Below are 23884 nucleotides of genomic sequence, written 5' to 3' on the forward strand. Positions count from 1 at the left end.
GGGCGCTTCGGGACTGTTTTCATAAGACGTTCTAGGCTTGGTTGTATTGGATGTGCTGGAGGTATGATGAATCAGATCCCGCTATCATTTGGGCAACTACGCCTGTGGCTCCTCGACCAGATCGATGGCCCATCCCCAGCATACAATATAGCAAGAACTTTTAACATTCATGGTCCACTGGATGTGGCGGCACTTGATGCTGCGATCGCCGATGTCGTTCGCCGCCACGAGAGCCTGCGGACGGTCTTTGCCCTGCACGAGGGCGAAGCCATCCAGCAGGTCTTGCCCGATACTGCCGGGGCGTCGGTTCTTGAAGTTCGTGATATCAACGAGGCTGAGCTTGCCCAGGCTGTCGCGGAAGCCTCGTCCTACTGCTTCGACCTTGGCAGGGACCTGCCTTTGCGGGCCTCTTTGTTCCGTCGCTCCGAGCAGGAGCACGTCCTTGTCCTGTTGTTGCATCACATTGCCGGCGACGGCTGGTCCCTTGGACCGCTGCTGCGCGATCTGGCGCTTGCTTACGAAGCCCGGAGCAGGGGGCAGGAGCCTGCATGGGTTCCTTTGCCTGTGCAATATGCCGACTATACGATCTGGCAGAAAGAGGTCCTGGGTGACGAGGCCGACCCGACCAGCCCGATCGCTGCGCAGCTCGGATATTGGCGCAATGCACTGGCCGGCCTGCCAGAGCAACTCGACCTGCCTTATGACCGGCCCCGGCCGGTTACCCCAAACCATCGTGGCGAACGGGTCAACATCCAGTTCGACGCGGCGCTGCACACAAAGCTGATGGCTCTGGCGAAGGAAGGCAAGGCCAGTCTGTTCATGGTCCTCCAAGCCGGCCTATCCGCCCTGCTGACCCGGCTCGGAGCGGGGACGGATATTCCCTTGGGTAGTCCGATCGCAGGCCGCACCGACGTTGCCCTCGACAATCTTGTCGGCTTCTTCGTCAATACTCTCGTGCTACGCACCGATACGTCCGGCAATCCCAGCTTCCATGATCTACTCGCCAGAGTGAGGGAGCAGGACCTCGCCGCCTATTCCAACCAGGACCTGCCATTCGAAAGGCTTGTTGAAGTCCTCAATCCGCCTCGCTCCTTCTCCCGCCATCCGCTCTTCCAGGTCATGCTGGTGTTGCAGAACAACGCCCAGAGCCGCTTCGATCTGCCCGGTCTCTCGCTGACCCGGTTCAAGGGGGAAGGGACGCAGACCGCCAAGTTCGACCTCTCCTTCAGCTTCAGTGAGGCCCGCGATGCGGAGGGCCAGCCAAAAGGTCTGTCTGGCCGGATCGAATATGCCACCGATCTCTTCGACCGGCAGACGGTGGAAGCCATTGCGGCCCGGCTCGAACGGATCTTCCAGGCGGTCGTCGCCGACCCGGCGCTGCCTATCGGCTCACTCGATATCCTTGCTGCCGACGAGCGCCGGACGATGCTGGTCGAGTGGAACGAAACGGCTCACCCCGTTCCCGACCTAACCCTTCCGGCCCTTCTCGAAGAGCAGGTGGCAAAGTCACCGGATGCCGTCGCGCTGGTGTTTGGCGAGACGTCGCTTTCTTATGACGAACTCAATGCCCGCGCCAACCGGATGGCTCACCACCTTATCGAGGCAGGCGTTGGACCTGAAAGCATCGTGGGACTTTGCCTTGAACGCTCTATCGATATGGTGGTCAGCCTGCTGGCTATCCTGAAGGCCGGCGCAGCCTACCTGCCGCTCGATCCCAACTACCCGGAAGATCGGCTCGCCTTCATGGTCGAGGATGCCGAGCCGATCTGCATCCTCACAACCACCGGCCTGGCCGATCGCCTGCCGCCCTCGCAACAGATCCTCATCGACGATCACGATCTCGCACAGGCGCTCGCCAAAAGGTCGCCCCATAACCCGACTGACCAGGAGCGTACCGCTCCCCTCACACCCGCAAACCCCGCCTATGTCATCTACACATCCGGCTCAACCGGAAGGCCAAAGGGTGTCGTCGTTAGCAATTATGCCATTACAAATCGTCTTAAATGGATGCAATCGGCATATAATATCGATCACACAGACGTCGTTCTACAAAAAACTCCATCAAGTTTTGACGTTTCAGTATGGGAATTTTTTTGGCCACTGATGGAAGGCGCTAGTCTCGCCATGGCGCGCCCGGAGGGACATCAAGATCCAACATATCTTGCTTCGGTTATACAGAGTAAGGGCGTAACTACTCTTCATTTTGTGCCATCAATGTTAGAGGCTTTTCTACAGGAACCAAGCGCGTCTGGGAGTTCCTCTTTGAGGCGCGTTTTCTGCAGCGGTGAAGCCTTAGGAGTTGAGTTAAGTTCAAAGTTCCGATCAATTTTTGATGTACCTCTGCATAATCTTTACGGGCCGACAGAGGCAGCGGTCGACGTTACATATTGGCATTGCCGTAATGAGAAGAGTAATATTCCGATCGGTCGGCCGATCTGGAACACGCAGGTTTACGTTCTTGACGCTTGGCTTCAGCCTGTTCCCGCGGGTGTCCCGGGTGAGTTGTACATTGGTGGGCAGGGACTTGCGCGTGGCTATTTGAAGCGTCCGGGATTAACGGCGGATCGTTTTGTGGCAAATCCCTTTGGTCCTGCGGGAAGCAGGATGTACCGGACCGGGGATTTGGTACGGTGGCGTCCTGACGGTGTGCTCGACTTCCTGGGCCGGGCCGACCATCAGGTCAAGATCCGCGGCTTCCGTATTGAGCTCGGCGAGGTTGAGGCGGCCTTGGCATCACATCCGGCCGTGGGACAGGCGATCGTGCTGGCACGTGAGGACAAGCCTGGGCAGAAGCAACTGGTCGGTTATGTTGTGCAGGCCGGAGAGCAGATCCCTGACGCGGGCCAGTTGCGTCATTATGTTGCTGGCCGTCTTCCCGATTACATGGTCCCGGCCGCGATCGTCCTGCTCGATGCCCTGCCGCTGACCCCGAACGGCAAGCTCGACAGGAAGGCCCTGCCGGCACCAGACTTCACCCCATCCGTGATGCGCTTGCCACGCTCGCCCCAGGAAGAGATTATCGCTGGCCTCTTCCAGGAGGTGCTGGGCCTCGAGCAGGTTAGCATTGATGACAGCTTCTTCGATCTGGGAGGACACTCGCTTCTGGCGATGCGCCTGATCAGCCGTGTCAGGAGTACCCTGGGTATCGAGGTCTCGGTACGCATGCTCTTCGAAGCACCGAGCGTGTCGGCCTTCGCCCGACGGTTGAACGGGGCGGAGATGGCCCGTCCGGCGCTGCGCGGGATGACACGGCCGCCATTCTTGCCGCTGTCGTTTGCCCAGCGTCGTCTGTGGCTCCTCGACCAGATCGATGGCGCGAGCTCGACCTACAACATCCCCTGGAGCATGCAGTTGCATGGTCCACTGGATGTGGCGGCACTTGATGCTGCGATCGCCGATGTCGTTCGCCGCCACGAGAGCCTGCGGACGGTCTTTGCCCTGCACGAGGGCGAAGCCATCCAGCAGGTCTTGCCCGATACTGCCGGGGCGTCGGTTCTTGAAGTTCGTGATATCAACGAGGCTGAGCTTGCCCAGGCTGTCGCGGAAGCCTCGTCCTACTGCTTCGACCTTGGCAGGGACCTGCCTTTGCGGGCCTCTTTGTTCCGTCGCTCCGAGCAGGAGCACGTCCTTGTCCTGTTGTTGCATCACATTGCCGGCGACGGCTGGTCCCTTGGACCGCTGCTGCGCGATCTGGCGCTTGCTTACGAAGCCCGGAGCAGGGGGCAGGAGCCTGCATGGGTTCCTTTGCCTGTGCAATATGCCGACTATACGATCTGGCAGAAAGAGGTCCTGGGTGACGAGGCCGACCCGACCAGCCCGATCGCTGCGCAGCTCGGATATTGGCGCAATGCACTGGCCGGCCTGCCAGAGCAACTCGACCTGCCTTATGACCGGCCCCGGCCGGTTACCCCAAACCATCGTGGCGAACGGGTCAACATCCAGTTCGACGCGGCGCTGCACACAAAGCTGATGGCTCTGGCGAAGGAAGGCAAGGCCAGTCTGTTCATGGTCCTCCAAGCCGGCCTATCCGCCCTGCTGACCCGGCTCGGAGCGGGGACGGATATTCCCTTGGGTAGTCCGATCGCAGGCCGCACCGACGTTGCCCTCGACAATCTTGTCGGCTTCTTCGTCAATACTCTCGTGCTACGCACCGATACGTCCGGCAATCCCAGCTTCCATGATCTACTCGCCAGAGTGAGGGAGCAGGACCTCGCCGCCTATTCCAACCAGGACCTGCCATTCGAAAGGCTTGTTGAAGTCCTCAATCCGCCTCGCTCCTTCTCCCGCCATCCGCTCTTCCAGGTCATGCTGGTGTTGCAGAACAACGCCCAGAGCCGCTTCGATCTGCCCGGTCTCTCGCTGACCCGGTTCAAGGGGGAAGGGACGCAGACCGCCAAGTTCGACCTCTCCTTCAGCTTCAGTGAGGCCCGCGATGCGGAGGGCCAGCCAAAAGGTCTGTCTGGCCGGATCGAATATGCCACCGATCTCTTCGACCGGCAGACGGTGGAAGCCATTGCGGCCCGGCTCGAACGGATCTTCCAGGCGGTCGTCGCCGACCCGGCGCTGCCTATCGGCTCACTCGATATCCTTGCTGCCGACGAGCGCCGGACGATGCTGGTCGAGTGGAACGAAACGGCTCACCCCGTTCCCGACCTAACCCTTCCGGCCCTTCTCGAAGAGCAGGTGGCAAAGTCACCGGATGCCGTCGCGCTGGTGTTTGGCGAGACGTCGCTTTCTTATGACGAACTCAATGCCCGCGCCAACCGGATGGCTCACCACCTTATCGAGGCAGGCGTTGGACCTGAAAGCATCGTGGGACTTTGCCTTGAACGCTCTATCGATATGGTGGTCAGCCTGCTGGCTATCCTGAAGGCCGGCGCAGCCTACCTGCCGCTCGATCCCAACTACCCGGAAGATCGGCTCGCCTTCATGGTCGAGGATGCCGAGCCGATCTGCATCCTCACAACCACCGGCCTGGCCGATCGCCTGCCGCCCTCGCAACAGATCCTCATCGACGATCACGATCTCGCACAGGCGCTCGCCAAAAGGTCGCCCCATAACCCGACTGACCAGGAGCGTACCGCTCCCCTCACACCCGCAAACCCCGCCTATGTCATCTACACATCCGGCTCAACCGGAAGGCCAAAGGGTGTCGTCGTAACCCATGAGAGTGTTGTCTATTTTGCTGAAGACTGTGAATGGAAAAAACTTGCGCGCCAAAAAGTCCTTTTCCACTCGCCAATTACCTTCGACGCCTCTGTTTTTGAGGTCTTCGCTTCATTAGCTCGTGGCTGGCGCATATTTATCCTCCCAGATGCAAAGCTGGATGTGCATGCTTTCGCGGAATTCATTCTAGAGAACAAGATAACCTTTGCGTTTATGACGACCGCATTGTTCGACGCGATGGCCGATGTTCAGGCGCAGCCATTAGCGACACTCAAATACCTTTGGACTGGTGGAGAAGCAGTACCTTCTTCAGCAGTAAAAACTCTGCTCAGTAACACCGATGGTCTAGAACTACGTGACGTTTATGGCCCGACGGAGACGACGACGTTCGCAACGAGCTATCTGATCTCTCTGACGGATACCAACAGTCCCCTTCCGATCGGGCGGCCTTTGGATAACACGCAGGTTTACGTTCTTGACGCTTGGCTTCAGCCTGTTCCCGCGGGTGTCCCGGGTGAGTTGTACATTGGTGGGCAGGGACTTGCGCGTGGCTATTTGAAGCGTCCGGGATTAACGGCGGATCGTTTTGTGGCAAATCCCTTTGGTCCTGCGGGAAGCAGGATGTACCGGACCGGGGATTTGGTACGGTGGCGTCCTGACGGTGTGCTCGACTTCCTGGGCCGGGCCGACCATCAGGTCAAGATCCGCGGCTTCCGTATTGAGCTCGGCGAGGTTGAGGCGGCCTTGGCATCACATCCGGCCGTGGGACAGGCGATCGTGCTGGCACGTGAGGACAAGCCTGGGCAGAAGCAACTGGTCGGTTATGTTGTGCAGGCCGGAGAGCAGATCCCTGACGCGGGCCAGTTGCGTCATTATGTTGCTGGCCGTCTTCCCGATTACATGGTCCCGGCCGCGATCGTCCTGCTCGATGCCCTGCCGCTGACCCCGAACGGCAAGCTCGACAGGAAGGCCCTGCCGGCACCAGACTTCACCCCATCCGTGATGCGCTTGCCACGCTCGCCCCAGGAAGAGATTATCGCTGGCCTCTTCCAGGAGGTGCTGGGCCTCGAGCAGGTTAGCATTGATGACAGCTTCTTCGATCTGGGAGGACACTCGCTTCTGGCGATGCGCCTGATCAGCCGTGTCAGGAGTACCCTGGGTATCGAGGTCTCGGTACGCATGCTCTTCGAAGCACCGAGCGTGTCGGCCTTCGCCCGACGGTTGAACGGGGCGGAGATGGCCCGTCCGGCGCTGCGCGGGATGACACGGCCGCCATTCTTGCCGCTGTCGTTTGCCCAGCGTCGTCTGTGGCTCCTCGACCAGATCGATGGCGCGAGCTCGACCTACAACATCCCCTGGAGCATGCAGTTGCATGGTCCACTGGATGTGGCGGCACTTGATGCTGCGATCGCCGATGTCGTTCGCCGCCACGAGAGCCTGCGGACGGTCTTTGCCCTGCACGAGGGCGAAGCCATCCAGCAGGTCTTGCCCGATACTGCCGGGGCGTCGGTTCTTGAAGTTCGTGATATCAACGAGGCTGAGCTTGCCCAGGCTGTCGCGGAAGCCTCGTCCTACTGCTTCGACCTTGGCAGGGACCTGCCTTTGCGGGCCTCTTTGTTCCGTCGCTCCGAGCAGGAGCACGTCCTTGTCCTGTTGTTGCATCACATTGCCGGCGACGGCTGGTCCCTTGGACCGCTGCTGCGCGATCTGGCGCTTGCTTACGAAGCCCGGAGCAGGGGGCAGGAGCCTGCATGGGTTCCTTTGCCTGTGCAATATGCCGACTATACGATCTGGCAGAAAGAGGTCCTGGGTGACGAGGCCGACCCGACCAGCCCGATCGCTGCGCAGCTCGGATATTGGCGCAATGCACTGGCCGGCCTGCCAGAGCAACTCGACCTGCCTTATGACCGGCCCCGGCCGGTTACCCCAAACCATCGTGGCGAACGGGTCAACATCCAGTTCGACGCGGCGCTGCACACAAAGCTGATGGCTCTGGCGAAGGAAGGCAAGGCCAGTCTGTTCATGGTCCTCCAAGCCGGCCTATCCGCCCTGCTGACCCGGCTCGGAGCGGGGACGGATATTCCCTTGGGTAGTCCGATCGCAGGCCGCACCGACGTTGCCCTCGACAATCTTGTCGGCTTCTTCGTCAATACTCTCGTGCTACGCACCGATACGTCCGGCAATCCCAGCTTCCATGATCTACTCGCCAGAGTGAGGGAGCAGGACCTCGCCGCCTATTCCAACCAGGACCTGCCATTCGAAAGGCTTGTTGAAGTCCTCAATCCGCCTCGCTCCTTCTCCCGCCATCCGCTCTTCCAGGTCATGCTGGTGTTGCAGAACAACGCCCAGAGCCGCTTCGATCTGCCCGGTCTCTCGCTGACCCGGTTCAAGGGGGAAGGGACGCAGACCGCCAAGTTCGACCTCTCCTTCAGCTTCAGTGAGGCCCGCGATGCGGAGGGCCAGCCAAAAGGTCTGTCTGGCCGGATCGAATATGCCACCGATCTCTTCGACCGGCAGACGGTGGAAGCCATTGCGGCCCGGCTCGAACGGATCTTCCAGGCGGTCGTCGCCGACCCGGCGCTGCCTATCGGCTCACTCGATATCCTTGCTGCCGACGAGCGCCGGACGATGCTGGTCGAGTGGAACGAAACGGCTCACCCCGTTCCCGACCTAACCCTTCCGGCCCTTCTCGAAGAGCAGGTGGCAAAGTCACCGGATGCCGTCGCGCTGGTGTTTGGCGAGACGTCGCTTTCTTATGACGAACTCAATGCCCGCGCCAACCGGATGGCTCACCACCTTATCGAGGCAGGCGTTGGACCTGAAAGCATCGTGGGACTTTGCCTTGAACGCTCTATCGATATGGTGGTCAGCCTGCTGGCTATCCTGAAGGCCGGCGCAGCCTACCTGCCGCTCGATCCCAACTACCCGGAAGATCGGCTCGCCTTCATGGTCGAGGATGCCGAGCCGATCTGCATCCTCACAACCACCGGCCTGGCCGATCGCCTGCCGCCCTCGCAACAGATCCTCATCGACGATCACGATCTCGCACAGGCGCTCGCCAAAAGGTCGCCCCATAACCCGACTGACCAAGAGCGTACCGCTCCCCTCACACCCGCAAACCCCGCCTATGTCATCTACACATCCGGCTCAACCGGAAGGCCAAAGGGTGTCGTCACGCGGCATAAGAACGCTGTAAACTTCCTTTATCATCTCCGTGAAACATACACTGTTTCCCCTGATGACGTCGTATTACAGATACCGACCCTTTCTTTCGATGCTTCGGTGCGTGACCTCATCGGCTCCTTGATGTCGGGAGCGGCGTGCATTTTGTTGCCACCTGATAAGTCACAGCTTCCGAACGAGATCCTACTCCTCGCAGCCCGTCATGGCGTAACTGCAGTTCTCAGTATTACACCTAGTCTGATGCAGGCGTTGGCGGTCGAGGCATTGTCCAACGCAAAGCAACTTCCTCTTGTCCGTATCATACTCTCATCCGGGGAAGCTTTGCCTCTCCGATCTGCGCGAGATGTAAAAAAGGCCTTCCCCAAGGCGAATATTTTTAACCAATACGGGCCAACTGAAGCGACAATGACATCAAGCTTCTGGCTTATTCCCGATGACGCAACTGAGTTCCAATATGCTCTATGTGGCCAGCCGATCTGGAACTCCCAGTTCTACGTTCTTGACGCTTGGCTTCAGCCTGTTCCCGCGGGTGTCCCGGGTGAGTTGTACATTGGTGGGCAGGGACTTGCGCGTGGCTATTTGAAGCGTCCGGGATTAACGGCGGATCGTTTTGTGGCAAATCCCTTTGGTCCTGCGGGAAGCAGGATGTACCGGACCGGGGATTTGGTACGGTGGCGTCCTGACGGTGTGCTCGACTTCCTGGGCCGGGCCGACCATCAGGTCAAGATCCGCGGCTTCCGTATTGAGCTCGGCGAGGTTGAGGCGGCCTTGGCATCACATCCGGCCGTGGGACAGGCGATCGTGCTGGCACGTGAGGACAAGCCTGGGCAGAAGCAACTGGTCGGTTATGTTGTGCAGGCCGGAGAGCAGATCCCTGACGCGGGCCAGTTGCGTCATTATGTTGCTGGCCGTCTTCCCGATTACATGGTCCCGGCCGCGATCGTCCTGCTCGATGCCCTGCCGCTGACCCCGAACGGCAAGCTCGACAGGAAGGCCCTGCCGGCACCAGACTTCACCCCATCCGTGATGCGCTTGCCACGCTCGCCCCAGGAAGAGATTATCGCTGGCCTCTTCCAGGAGGTGCTGGGCCTCGAGCAGGTTAGCATTGATGACAGCTTCTTCGATCTGGGAGGACACTCGCTTCTGGCGATGCGCCTGATCAGCCGTGTCAGGAGTACCCTGGGTATCGAGGTCTCGGTACGCATGCTCTTCGAAGCACCGAGCGTGTCGGCCTTCGCCCGACGGTTGAACGGGGCGGAGATGGCCCGTCCGGCGCTGCGCGGGATGACACGGCCGCCATTCTTGCCGCTGTCGTTTGCCCAGCGTCGTCTGTGGCTCCTCGACCAGATCGATGGCGCGAGCTCGACCTACAACATCCCCTGGAGCATGCAGTTGCATGGTCCACTGGATGTGGCGGCACTTGATGCTGCGATCGCCGATGTCGTTCGCCGCCACGAGAGCCTGCGGACGGTCTTTGCCCTGCACGAGGGCGAAGCCATCCAGCAGGTCTTGCCCGATACTGCCGGGGCGTCGGTTCTTGAAGTTCGTGATATCAACGAGGCTGAGCTTGCCCAGGCTGTCGCGGAAGCCTCGTCCTACTGCTTCGACCTTGGCAGGGACCTGCCTTTGCGGGCCTCTTTGTTCCGTCGCTCCGAGCAGGAGCACGTCCTTGTCCTGTTGTTGCATCACATTGCCGGCGACGGCTGGTCCCTTGGACCGCTGCTGCGCGATCTGGCGCTTGCTTACGAAGCCCGGAGCAGGGGGCAGGAGCCTGCATGGGTTCCTTTGCCTGTGCAATATGCCGACTATACGATCTGGCAGAAAGAGGTCCTGGGTGACGAGGCCGACCCGACCAGCCCGATCGCTGCGCAGCTCGGATATTGGCGCAATGCACTGGCCGGCCTGCCAGAGCAACTCGACCTGCCTTATGACCGGCCCCGGCCGGTTACCCCAAACCATCGTGGCGAACGGGTCAACATCCAGTTCGACGCGGCGCTGCACACAAAGCTGATGGCTCTGGCGAAGGAAGGCAAGGCCAGTCTGTTCATGGTCCTCCAAGCCGGCCTATCCGCCCTGCTGACCCGGCTCGGAGCGGGGACGGATATTCCCTTGGGTAGTCCGATCGCAGGCCGCACCGACGTTGCCCTCGACAATCTTGTCGGCTTCTTCGTCAATACTCTCGTGCTACGCACCGATACGTCCGGCAATCCCAGCTTCCATGATCTACTCGCCAGAGTGAGGGAGCAGGACCTCGCCGCCTATTCCAACCAGGACCTGCCATTCGAAAGGCTTGTTGAAGTCCTCAATCCGCCTCGCTCCTTCTCCCGCCATCCGCTCTTCCAGGTCATGCTGGTGTTGCAGAACAACGCCCAGAGCCGCTTCGATCTGCCCGGTCTCTCGCTGACCCGGTTCAAGGGGGAAGGGACGCAGACCGCCAAGTTCGACCTCTCCTTCAGCTTCAGTGAGGCCCGCGATGCGGAGGGCCAGCCAAAAGGTCTGTCTGGCCGGATCGAATATGCCACCGATCTCTTCGACCGGCAGACGGTGGAAGCCATTGCGGCCCGGCTCGAACGGATCTTCCAGGCGGTCGTCGCCGACCCGGCGCTGCCTATCGGCTCACTCGATATCCTTGCTGCCGACGAGCGCCGGACGATGCTGGTCGAGTGGAACGAAACGGCTCACCCCGTTCCCGACCTAACCCTTCCGGCCCTTCTCGAAGAGCAGGTGGCAAAGTCACCGGATGCCGTCGCGCTGGTGTTTGGCGAGACGTCGCTTTCTTATGACGAACTCAATGCCCGCGCCAACCGGATGGCTCACCACCTTATCGAGGCAGGCGTTGGACCTGAAAGCATCGTGGGACTTTGCCTTGAACGCTCTATCGATATGGTGGTCAGCCTGCTGGCTATCCTGAAGGCCGGCGCAGCCTACCTGCCGCTCGATCCCAACTACCCGGAAGATCGGCTCGCCTTCATGGTCGAGGATGCCGAGCCGATCTGCATCCTCACAACCACCGGCCTGGCCGATCGCCTGCCGCCCTCGCAACAGATCCTCATCGACGATCACGATCTCGCACAGGCGCTCGCCAAAAGGTCGCCCCATAACCCGACTGACCAGGAGCGTACCGCTCCCCTCACACCCGCAAAACCCGCCTATGTCATCTACACATCCGGCTCAACCGGAAGGCCAAAGGGTGTCGTCGTAACCCATGACAATGTATGCAACTTGGTCAGTTCAGCTCAAGATTATTTTGGAAATGACAGAGTTTCTGCCGCCAATTTTACGACGTCACTGAGCTTTGACGTATCAGTTTTCGAATATGCAGTGCCATTGGTCTCTGGCGGGACCATCTATATTTTTGAAGACTTTCTGGCTGGGACTACTGGAGCGTTTGGAGCGGGAGGACTAGTAAGTGGGGTACCTTCGATCGTCGCAGCGGCATGCAAAGAAAGCCATCCATTATCCGAGGTAACTACTGTTGTGCTTATTGGTGAGCCAATCCCGCGTTCGCTGTCTACAAATTTAAGAATATCATTCCCTTCGGCCTCAATATTTAATTGTTATGGCCCGACGGAAACAACTGTCTATTCCACATCATACGCATTCAATTCACTTGAGGAGGGAGACGTTCCGATCGGTCGGCCGATCTGGAACACGCAGGTTTACGTTCTTGACGCTTGGCTTCAGCCTGTTCCCGCGGGTGTCCCGGGTGAGTTGTACATTGGTGGGCAGGGACTTGCGCGTGGCTATTTGAAGCGTCCGGGATTAACGGCGGATCGTTTTGTGGCAAATCCCTTTGGTCCTGCGGGAAGCAGGATGTACCGGACCGGGGATTTGGTACGGTGGCGTCCTGACGGTGTGCTCGACTTCCTGGGCCGGGCCGACCATCAGGTCAAGATCCGCGGCTTCCGTATTGAGCTCGGCGAGGTTGAGGCGGCCTTGGCATCACATCCGGCCGTGGGACAGGCGATCGTGCTGGCACGTGAGGACAAGCCTGGGCAGAAGCAACTGGTCGGTTATGTTGTGCAGGCCGGAGAGCAGATCCCTGACGCGGGCCAGTTGCGTCATTATGTTGCTGGCCGTCTTCCCGATTACATGGTCCCGGCCGCGATCGTCCTGCTCGATGCCCTGCCGCTGACCCCGAACGGCAAGCTCGACAGGAAGGCCCTGCCGGCACCAGACTTCACCCCATCCGTGATGCGCTTGCCACGCTCGCCCCAGGAAGAGATTATCGCTGGCCTCTTCCAGGAGGTGCTGGGCCTCGAGCAGGTTAGCATTGATGACAGCTTCTTCGATCTGGGAGGACACTCGCTTCTGGCGATGCGCCTGATCAGCCGTGTCAGGAGTACCCTGGGTATCGAGGTCTCGGTACGCATGCTCTTCGAAGCACCGAGCGTGTCGGCCTTCGCCCGACGGTTGAACGGGGCGGAGATGGCCCGTCCGGCGCTGCGCGGGATGACACGGCCGCCATTCTTGCCGCTGTCGTTTGCCCAGCGTCGTCTGTGGCTCCTCGACCAGATCGATGGCGCGAGCTCGACCTACAACATCCCCTGGAGCATGCAGTTGCATGGTCCACTGGATGTGGCGGCACTTGATGCTGCGATCGCCGATGTCGTTCGCCGCCACGAGAGCCTGCGGACGGTCTTTGCCCTGCACGAGGGCGAAGCCATCCAGCATATCTTAGCAAGGTCAACCATAAATTCGGTTCTTGAAGTTCGTGATATCAACGAGGCTGAGCTTGCCCAGGCTGTCGCGGAAGCCTCGTCCTACTGCTTCGACCTTGGCAGGGACCTGCCTTTGCGGGCCTCTTTGTTCCGTCGCTCCGAGCAGGAGCACGTCCTTGTCCTGTTGTTGCATCACATTGCCGGCGACGGCTGGTCCCTTGGACCGCTGCTGCGCGATCTGGCGCTTGCTTACGAAGCCCGGAGCAGGGGGCAGGAGCCTGCATGGGTTCCTTTGCCTGTGCAATATGCCGACTATACGATCTGGCAGAAAGAGGTCCTGGGTGACGAGGCCGACCCGACCAGCCCGATCGCTGCGCAGCTCGGATATTGGCGCAATGCACTGGCCGGCCTGCCAGAGCAACTCGACCTGCCTTATGACCGGCCCCGGCCGGTTACCCCAAACCATCGTGGCGAACGGGTCAACATCCAGTTCGACGCGGCGCTGCACACAAAGCTGATGGCTCTGGCGAAGGAAGGCAAGGCCAGTCTGTTCATGGTTCTCCAAGCCGGCCTATCCGCCCTGCTGACCCGGCTCGGAGCGGGGACGGATATTCCCTTGGGTAGTCCGATCGCAGGCCGCACCGACGTTGCCCTCGACAATCTTGTCGGCTTCTTCGTCAATACTCTCGTGCTACGCACCGATACGTCCGGCAATCCCAGCTTCCATGATCTACTCGCCAGAGTGAGGGAGCAGGACCTCGCCGCCTATTCCAACCAGGACCTGCCATTCGAAAGGCTTGTTGAAGTCCTCAATCCGCCTCGCTCCTTCTCCCGCCATCCGCTCTTCCAGGTCATGCTGGTGTTGCAGAACAACGCCCAGAGCCGCTTCGATCTGCCCGGTCTCTCGCTGACCCGGTTCAAGGGGGAAGGGACGCAGACCGCCAAGTTCGACCTCTCCTTCAGCTTCAGTGAGGCCCGCGATGCGGAGGGCCAGCCAAAAGGTCTGTCTGGCCGGATCGAATATGCCACCGATCTCTTCGACCGGCAGACGGTGGAAGCCATTGCGGCCCGGCTCGAACGGATCTTCCAGGCGGTCGTCGCCGACCCGGCGCTGCCTATCGGCTCACTCGATATCCTTGCTGCCGACGAGCGCCGGACGATGCTGGTCGAGTGGAACGAAACGGCTCACCCCGTTCCCGACCTAACCCTTCCGGCCCTTCTCGAAGAGCAGGTGGCAAAGTCACCGGATGCCGTCGCGCTGGTGTTTGGCGAGACGTCGCTTTCTTATGACGAACTCAATGCCCGCGCCAACCGGATGGCTCACCACCTTATCGAGGCAGGCGTTGGACCTGAAAGCATCGTGGGACTTTGCCTTGAACGCTCTATCGATATGGTGGTCAGCCTGCTGGCTATCCTGAAGGCCGGCGCAGCCTACCTGCCGCTCGATCCCAACTACCCGGAAGATCGGCTCGCCTTCATGGTCGAGGATGCCGAGCCGATCTGCATCCTCACAACCACCGGCCTGGCCGATCGCCTGCCGCCCTCGCAACAGATCCTCATCGACGATCACGATCTCGCACAGGCGCTCGCCAAAAGGTCGCCCCATAACCCGACTGACCAGGAGCGTACCGCTCCCCTCACACCCGCAAACCCCGCCTATGTCATCTACACATCCGGCTCAACCGGAAGGCCAAAGGGTGTCGTCGTAACCCATGAGAGTGTTGTCTATTTTGCTGAAGACTGTGAATGGAAAAAACTTGCGCGCCAAAAAGTCCTTTTCCACTCGCCAATTACCTTCGACGCCTCTGTTTTTGAGGTCTTCGCTTCATTAGCTCGTGGCTGGCGCATATTTATCCTCCCAGATGCAAAGCTGGATGTGCATGCTTTCGCGGAATTCATTCTAGAGAACAAGATAACTTCGGTATGGCTCACCGCTACATTATTTTCGTTAATTGCGGACCAGAGACTTGAATCCTTCAAAGGGCTACAGAATCTCTGGGCAGGCGGAGAAGCATTACCCTCGGAAGCTGTAAGGCGGGTTGTTTCCGCACAGCCCAGACTGAACTTTCGGAATGGCTATGGCCCGACGGAGACGACGACGTTCGCAACGAGCTATCTGATCTCTCTGACGGATACCAACAGTCCCCTTCCGATCGGGCGGCCTTTGGATAACACGCAGGTTTACGTTCTTGACGCTTGGCTTCAGCCTGTTCCCGCGGGTGTCCCGGGTGAGTTGTACATTGGTGGGCAGGGACTTGCGCGTGGCTATTTGAAGCGTCCGGGATTAACGGCGGATCGTTTTGTGGCAAATCCCTTTGGTCCTGCGGGAAGCAGGATGTACCGGACCGGGGATTTGGTACGGTGGCGTCCTGACGGTGTGCTCGACTTCCTGGGCCGGGCCGACCATCAGGTCAAGATCCGCGGCTTCCGTATTGAGCTCGGCGAGGTTGAGGCGGCCTTGGCATCACATCCGGCCGTGGGACAGGCGATCGTGCTGGCACGTGAGGACAAGCCTGGGCAGAAGCAACTGGTCGGTTATGTTGTGCAGGCCGGAGAGCAGATCCCTGACGCGGGCCAGTTGCGTCATTATGTTGCTGGCCGTCTTCCCGATTACATGGTCCCGGCCGCGATCGTCCTGCTCGATGCCCTGCCGCTGACCCCGAACGGCAAGCTCGACAGGAAGGCCCTGCCGGCACCAGACTTCACCCCATCCGTGATGCGCTTGCCACGCTCGCCCCAGGAAGAGATTATCGCTGGCCTCTTCCAGGAGGTGCTGGGCCTCGAGCAGGTTAGCATTGATGACAGCTTCTTCGATCTGGGAGGACACTCGCTTCTGGCGATGCGCCTGATCAGCCGTGTCAGGAGTACCCTGGGTATCGAGGTCTCGGTACGCATGCTCTTCGAAGCACCGAGCGTGTCGGCCTTCGCCCGACGGTTGAACGGGGCGGAGATGGCCCGTCCGGCGCTGCGCGGGATGACACGGCCGCCATTCTTGCCGCTGTCGTTTGCCCAGCGTCGTCTGTGGCTCCTCGACCAGATCGATGGCGCGAGCTCGACCTACAACATCCCCTGGAGCATGCAGTTGCATGGTCCACTGGATGTGGCGGCACTTGATGCTGCGATCGCCGATGTCGTTCGCCGCCACGAGAGCCTGCGGACGGTCTTTGCCCTGCACGAGGGCGAAGCCATCCAGCAGGTCTTGCCCGATACTGCCGGGGCGTCGGTTCTTGAAGTTCGTGATATCAACGAGGCTGAGCTTGCCCAGGCTGTCGCGGAAGCCTCGTCCTACTGCTTCGACCTTGGCAGGGACCTGCCTTTGCGGGCCTCTTTGTTCCGTCGCTCCGAGCAGGAGCACGTCCTTGTCCTGTTGTTGCATCACATTGCCGGCGACGGCTGGTCCCTTGGACCGCTGCTGCGCGATCTGGCGCTTGCTTACGAAGCCCGGAGCAGGGGGCAGGAGCCTGCATGGGTTCCTTTGCCTGTGCAATATGCCGACTATACGATCTGGCAGAAAGAGGTCCTGGGTGACGAGGCCGACCCGACCAGCCCGATCGCTGCGCAGCTCGGATATTGGCGCAATGCACTGGCCGGCCTGCCAGAGCAACTCGACCTGCCTTATGACCGGCCCCGGCCGGTTACCCCAAACCATCGTGGCGAACGGGTCAACATCCAGTTCGACGCGGCGCTGCACACAAAGCTGATGGCTCTGGCGAAGGAAGGCAAGGCCAGTCTGTTCATGGTCCTCCAAGCCGGCCTATCCGCCCTGCTGACCCGGCTCGGAGCGGGGACGGATATTCCCTTGGGTAGTCCGATCGCAGGCCGCACCGACGTTGCCCTCGACAATCTTGTCGGCTTCTTCGTCAATACTCTCGTGCTACGCACCGATACGTCCGGCAATCCCAGCTTCCATGATCTACTCGCCAGAGTGAGGGAGCAGGACCTCGCCGCCTATTCCAACCAGGACCTGCCATTCGAAAGGCTTGTTGAAGTCCTCAATCCGCCTCGCTCCTTCTCCCGCCATCCGCTCTTCCAGGTCATGCTGGTGTTGCAGAACAACGCCCAGAGCCGCTTCGATCTGCCCGGTCTCTCGCTGACCCGGTTCAAGGGGGAAGGGACGCAGACCGCCAAGTTCGACCTCTCCTTCAGCTTCAGTGAGGCCCGCGATGCGGAGGGCCAGCCAAAAGGTCTGTCTGGCCGGATCGAATATGCCACCGATCTCTTCGACCGGCAGACGGTGGAAGCCATTGCGGCCCGGCTCGAACGGATCTTCCAGGCGGTCGTCGCCGACCCGGCGCTGCCTATCGGCTCACTCGATATCCTTGCTGCCGACGAGCGCCGGACGATGCTGGTCGAGTGGAACGAAACGGCTCACCCCGTTCCCGACCTAACCCTTCCGGCCCTTCTCGAAGAGCAGGTGGCAAAGTCACCGGATGCCGTCGCGCTGGTGTTTGGCGAGACGTCGCTTTCTTATGACGAACTCAATGCCCGCGCCAACCGGATGGCTCACCACCTTATCGAGGCAGGCGTTGGACCTGAAAGCATCGTGGGACTTTGCCTTGAACGCTCTATCGATATGGTGGTCAGCCTGCTGGCTATCCTGAAGGCCGGCGCAGCCTACCTGCCGCTCGATCCCAACTACCCGGAAGATCGGCTCGCCTTCATGGTCGAGGATGCCGAGCCGATCTGCATCCTCACAACCACCGGCCTGGCCGATCGCCTGCCGCCCTCGCAACAGATCCTCATCGACGATCACGATCTCGCACAGGCGCTCGCCAAAAGGTCGCCCCATAACCCGACTGACCAGGAGCGTACCGGCCCCCTCACACCCGCAAAACCCGCCTATGTCATCTACACATCCGGCTCAACCGGAAGGCCAAAGGGTGTCGTCACGCGGCATAAGAACGCTGTAAACTTCCTTTATCATCTCCGTGAAACATACACTGTTTCCCCTGATGACGTCGTATTACAGATACCGACCCTTTCTTTCGATGCTTCGGTGCGTGACCTCATCGGCTCCTTGATGTCGGGAGCGGCGTGCATTTTGTTGCCACCTGATAAGTCACAGCTTCCGAACGAGATCCTACTCCTCGCAGCCCGTCATGGCGTAACTGCAGTTCTCAGTATTACACCTAGTCTGATGCAGGCGTTGGCGGTCGAGGCATTGTCCAACGCAAAGCAACTTCCTCTTGTCCGTATCATACTCTCATCCGGGGAAGCTTTGCCTCTCCGATCTGCGCGAGATGTAAAAAAGGCCTTCCCCAAGGCGAATATTTTTAACCAATACGGGCCAACTGAAGCGACAATGACATCAAGCTTCTGGCTTATTCCCGATGACGCAACTGAGTTCCAATATGCTCTATGTGGCCAGCCGATCTGGAACTCCCAGTTCTACGTTCTTGACGCTTGGCTTCAGCCTGTTCCCGCGGGTGTCCCGGGTGAGTTGTACATTGGTGGGCAGGGACTTGCGCGTGGCTATTTGAAGCGTCCGGGATTAACGGCGGATCGTTTTGTGGCAAATCCCTTTGGTCCTGCGGGAAGCAGGATGTACCGGACCGGGGATTTGGTACGGTGGCGTCCTGACGGTGTGCTCGACTTCCTGGGCCGGGCCGACCATCAGGTCAAGATCCGCGGCTTCCGTATTGAGCTCGGCGAGGTTGAGGCGGCCTTGGCATCACATCCGGCCGTGGGACAGGCGATCGTGCTGGCACGTGAGGACAAGCCTGGGCAGAAGCAACTGGTCGGTTATGTTGTGCAGGCCGGAGAGCAGATCCCTGACGCGGGCCAGTTGCGTCATTATGTTGCTGGCCGTCTTCCCGATTACATGGTCCCGGCCGCGATCGTCCTGCTCGATGCCCTGCCGCTGACCCCGAACGGCAAGCTCGACAGGAAGGCCCTGCCGGCACCAGACTTCACCCCATCCGTGATGCGCTTGCCACGCTCGCCCCAGGAAGAGATTATCGCTGGCCTCTTCCAGGAGGTGCTGGGCCTCGAGCAGGTTAGCATTGATGACAGCTTCTTCGATCTGGGAGGACACTCGCTTCTGGCGATGCGCCTGATCAGCCGTGTCAGGAGTACCCTGGGTATCGAGGTCTCGGTACGCATGCTCTTCGAAGCACCGAGCGTGTCGGCCTTCGCCCGACGGTTGAACGGGGCGGAGATGGCCCGTCCGGCGCTGCGCGGGATGACACGGCCGCCATTCTTGCCGCTGTCGTTTGCCCAGCGTCGTCTGTGGCTCCTCGACCAGATCGATGGCGCGAGCTCGACCTACAACATCCCCTGGAGCATGCAGTTGCATGGTCCACTGGATGTGGCGGCACTTGATGCTGCGATCGCCGATGTCGTTCGCCGCCACGAGAGCCTGCGGACGGTCTTTGCCCTGCACGAGGGCGAAGCCATCCAGCAGGTCTTGCCCGATACTGCCGGGGCGTCGGTTCTTGAAGTTCGTGATATCAACGAGGCTGAGCTTGCCCAGGCTGTCGCGGAAGCCTCGTCCTACTGCTTCGACCTTGGCAGGGACCTGCCTTTGCGGGCCTCTTTGTTCCGTCGCTCCGAGCAGGAGCACGTCCTTGTCCTGTTGTTGCATCACATTGCCGGCGACGGCTGGTCCCTTGGACCGCTGCTGCGCGATCTGGCGCTTGCTTACGAAGCCCGGAGCAGGGGGCAGGAGCCTGCATGGGTTCCTTTGCCTGTGCAATATGCCGACTATACGATCTGGCAGAAAGAGGTCCTGGGTGACGAGGCCGACCCGACCAGCCCGATCGCTGCGCAGCTCGGATATTGGCGCAATGCACTGGCCGGCCTGCCAGAGCAACTCGACCTGCCTTATGACCGGCCCCGGCCGGTTACCCCAAACCATCGTGGCGAACGGGTCAACATCCAGTTCGACGCGGCGCTGCACACAAAGCTGATGGCTCTGGCGAAGGAAGGCAAGGCCAGTCTGTTCATGGTCCTCCAAGCCGGCCTATCCGCCCTGCTGACCCGGCTCGGAGCGGGGACGGATATTCCCTTGGGTAGTCCGATCGCAGGCCGCACCGACGTTGCCCTCGACAATCTTGTCGGCTTCTTCGTCAATACTCTCGTGCTACGCACCGATACGTCCGGCAATCCCAGCTTCCATGATCTACTCGCCAGAGTGAGGGAGCAGGACCTCGCCGCCTATTCCAACCAGGACCTGCCATTCGAAAGGCTTGTTGAAGTCCTCAATCCGCCTCGCTCCTTCTCCCGCCATCCGCTCTTCCAGGTCATGCTGGTGTTGCAGAACAACGCCCAGAGCCGCTTCGATCTGCCCGGTCTCTCGCTGACCCGGTTCAAGGGGGAAGGGACGCAGACCGCCAAGTTCGACCTCTCCTTCAGCTTCAGTGAGGCCCGCGATGCGGAGGGCCAGCCAAAAGGTCTGTCTGGCCGGATCGAATATGCCACCGATCTCTTCGACCGGCAGACGGTGGAAGCCATTGCGGCCCGGCTCGAACGGATCTTCCAGGCGGTCGTCGCCGACCCGGCGCTGCCTATCGGCTCACTCGATATCCTTGCTGCCGACGAGCGCCGGACGATGCTGGTCGAGTGGAACGAAACGGCTCACCCCGTTCCCGACCTAACCCTTCCGGCCCTTCTCGAAGAGCAGGTGGCAAAGTCACCGGATGCCGTCGCGCTGGTGTTTGGCGAGACGTCGCTTTCTTATGACGAACTCAATGCCCGCGCCAACCGGATGGCTCACCACCTTATCGAGGCAGGCGTTGGACCTGAAAGCATCGTGGGACTTTGCCTTGAACGCTCTATCGATATGGTGGTCAGCCTGCTGGCTATCCTGAAGGCCGGCGCAGCCTACCTGCCGCTCGATCCCAACTACCCGGAAGATCGGCTCGCCTTCATGGTCGAGGATGCCGAGCCGATCTGCATCCTCACAACCACCGGCCTGGCCGATCGCCTGCCGCCCTCGCAACAGATCCTCATCGACGATCACGATCTCGCACAGGCGCTCGCCAAAAGGTCGCCCCATAACCCGACTGACCAGGAGCGTACCGCTCCCCTCACACCCGCAAAACCCGCCTATGTCATCTACACATCCGGCTCAACCGGAAGGCCAAAGGGTGTCGTCGTAACCCATGAAGGGCTGACTAGCCTAGGTGGCTCAATCTGTTTCACAATTGATGCAAATTCATTCGCGCGGGTACCCCAATTTGCATCCTTGAGTTTTGATGCTTCAATTCTAGAGATGCTGATGGCTTGGAATCCAGGTGGGGCGCTTATTTTGGCCCCCAACGATTTCGAAGTGGCCCACTTGCCGAAGTTTTTTGCGGAGCAAAGAATTACCCATGCATTTATGTCCCCATCTCTGTTAACACAATTCGACAATGGTCAACTTCAACTTAAAGGAATTGTGGTTGGTGCGGAAAAACTAACCTCCGCAGTTATTGATCGCTGGGCGCGACACACCAACCTTTACAATGCTTTTGGCCCGACTGAGACAACAATATGCTCTGTCTTGACCAGGGGCTTGGCACGTAACGATCAGGACGCGATCGGTCGGCCGATCTGGAACACGCAGGTTTACGTTCTTGACGCTTGGCTTCAGCCTGTTCCCGCGGGTGTCCCGGGTGAGTTGTACATTGGTGGGCAGGGACTTGCGCGTGGCTATTTGAAGCGTCCGGGATTAACGGCGGATCGTTTTGTGGCAAATCCCTTTGGTCCTGCGGGAAGCAGGATGTACCGGACCGGGGATTTGGTACGGTGGCGTCCTGACGGTGTGCTCGACTTCCTGGGCCGGGCCGACCATCAGGTCAAGATCCGCGGCTTCCGTATTGAGCTCGGCGAGGTTGAGGCGGCCTTGGCATCACATCCGGCCGTGGGACAGGCGATCGTGCTGGCACGTGAGGACAAGCCTGGGCAGAAGCAACTGGTCGGTTATGTTGTGCAGGCCGGAGAGCAGATCCCTGACGCGGGCCAGTTGCGTCATTATGTTGCTGGCCGTCTTCCCGATTACATGGTCCCGGCCGCGATCGTCCTGCTCGATGCCCTGCCGCTGACCCCGAACGGCAAGCTCGACAGGAAGGCCCTGCCGGCACCAGACTTCACCCCATCCGTGATGCGCTTGCCACGCTCGCCCCAGGAAGAGATTATCGCTGGCCTCTTCCAGGAGGTGCTGGGCCTCGAGCAGGTTAGCATTGATGACAGCTTCTTCGATCTGGGGGGGGACAGCATTAGTTCCATTCGATTGGTAAGTAGATGCAGGAAAGCAGGTCTGATCATTTCTTCCCGCAACGTTTTCCAATCTCAGACCGTTGCGGCCCTTGCTTCTGTTGCGGCTCCGCTTACCCCTGAAGACCTGACCTACGAACCGCGTAGTGGGTTTGTCCCTTTGACACCGGTTATTCACTGGATGCTGGAGCGGCACGGCCCGATCAACATTTTCAATCAGTCCATGATCATTACGGTCCCCGATAATGTTGACCGTTCTTCGGCGGTTCTGGCCCTACAAAAGATTTTTGATCACCACGATATCCTGAGGAGCAGGCTTGTTGCCTCGCCGAACAGCCTTGGCTGGCAGCTAGAGGTTCTCCCCCCAGGAACGGTTAATGCCAAGGATGTAGTCCAAGAGATCGACCTCCTGTCGTTGTCGGAAGATGACAAGGCACCTGCTATCAGGAAGGCGCTCCGGGAAGTGCAATACGACCTCGATCCTTACAAAGGCCAAATGGTGAGAGGCATCCTCTTCAAGGATAGGGTCATCAAATTTGCCCTCGTGGTACATCATCTGGTTATTGATGGTGTCTCGTGGAGGATTTTGGTTCCTGATCTCCTCGAAGCGGCCAACCTAAAATCTTCGCTCCCGTTGGAGCCCGTCCGAACATCTTTCCTCGCCTGGGCAAATCATCTTAAAGAGGAAGCTCACACTTCCCAGCGGCTTCAAGAGCTCGGTTTCTGGAAGGATTTATTAAGTCAGCCTGATCCGCCTATATCGCCGGTGAGCTTAAATCCCCAGCTGGACACATCTCAAACGACCAGGCATCTGAGGGTGGTTCTGCCGTCAGAATTTACCGTTCCTTTGTTGACTAAAGTGCCAGCCCTTATACATGGCCGCATAAATGATGTTTTGCTGACAGCGTTTGCTCTGTCTTTGATCATGTGGCGTCACCAGCAAGGTTCCACAGACATCAATCACGTTCTGTTCGACCTGGAAAGTCATGGGCGGGAAGAAATGCGCCAGTCAATCGACCTTTCTCGCACGATCGGTTGGTTTACGAGCATCTCTCCAGTTCGGATCGAAGTCGATAAACGGAATCTGGCCACCGGCCCATTAACGCAATTTACGCTGCTGAAGCTGCTGAAGTCTGTGAAGGAGCAACTGCGGCAGATACCCGATAATGGAATTGGTTACGGTCTTCTTCGCTATATGAACTCGCAGACCGCTGGCGAACTAGCAGCATTCCCCAATCCGCAAATCTGCTTTAATTATCTGGGCCGTTTTGGTGATAATTCCCAATCAGACGACAAACAAAACGAGTTTGGAGGCGGCAGCGATGCTAAGTTAGCCTCAGCCTACGCCCTTGAACTCAATGCCCGTGTAAAAGACCATGCAGGCGGCAGCGAGCTCGTCACTACATGGTCCTGGCCATCCCGCCTGTTCGAACAATCGCAAGTAAACCAGCTGATAGACAGATGGCTTGATACACTTAAAGCTCTGGCGGCACTTGAGAGTGCCCAAAAGTCCCACAGCACTCCATCTGATTTTCCTTTAGTAGCGCTTTCTCAAGAAGAACTCGAAGCCTTGGAAAACGAGTTAGACGAGGACTTTCTCGATAAGCATTAGCAGGCTGCAGCAAGGTTTCTCCACATGCGTCCTGGAAGTCCGTTTTAGAGTGCCTTAACGAGGTAGG

1 protein-coding gene is annotated in these 23884 nt (G+C 59.4%); it reads left to right on the plus strand.

What is annotated here, in order from left to right; translation table 11 throughout:
* The first annotated feature begins 63 nt into the window (after positions 1-63).
* Positions 64-23817 (plus strand): non-ribosomal peptide synthase/polyketide synthase, encoded by a 23754-nt coding sequence (locus RMR21_RS25725; protein ID WP_498672848.1) that lies wholly within the window; start codon positions 64-66, stop codon positions 23815-23817.
* Positions 23818-23884: the final 67 nt, after the last annotated feature.

The organism is Agrobacterium sp. rho-8.1, from assembly GCF_033957725.1.
Lineage (GTDB): Bacteria > Pseudomonadota > Alphaproteobacteria > Rhizobiales > Rhizobiaceae > Agrobacterium.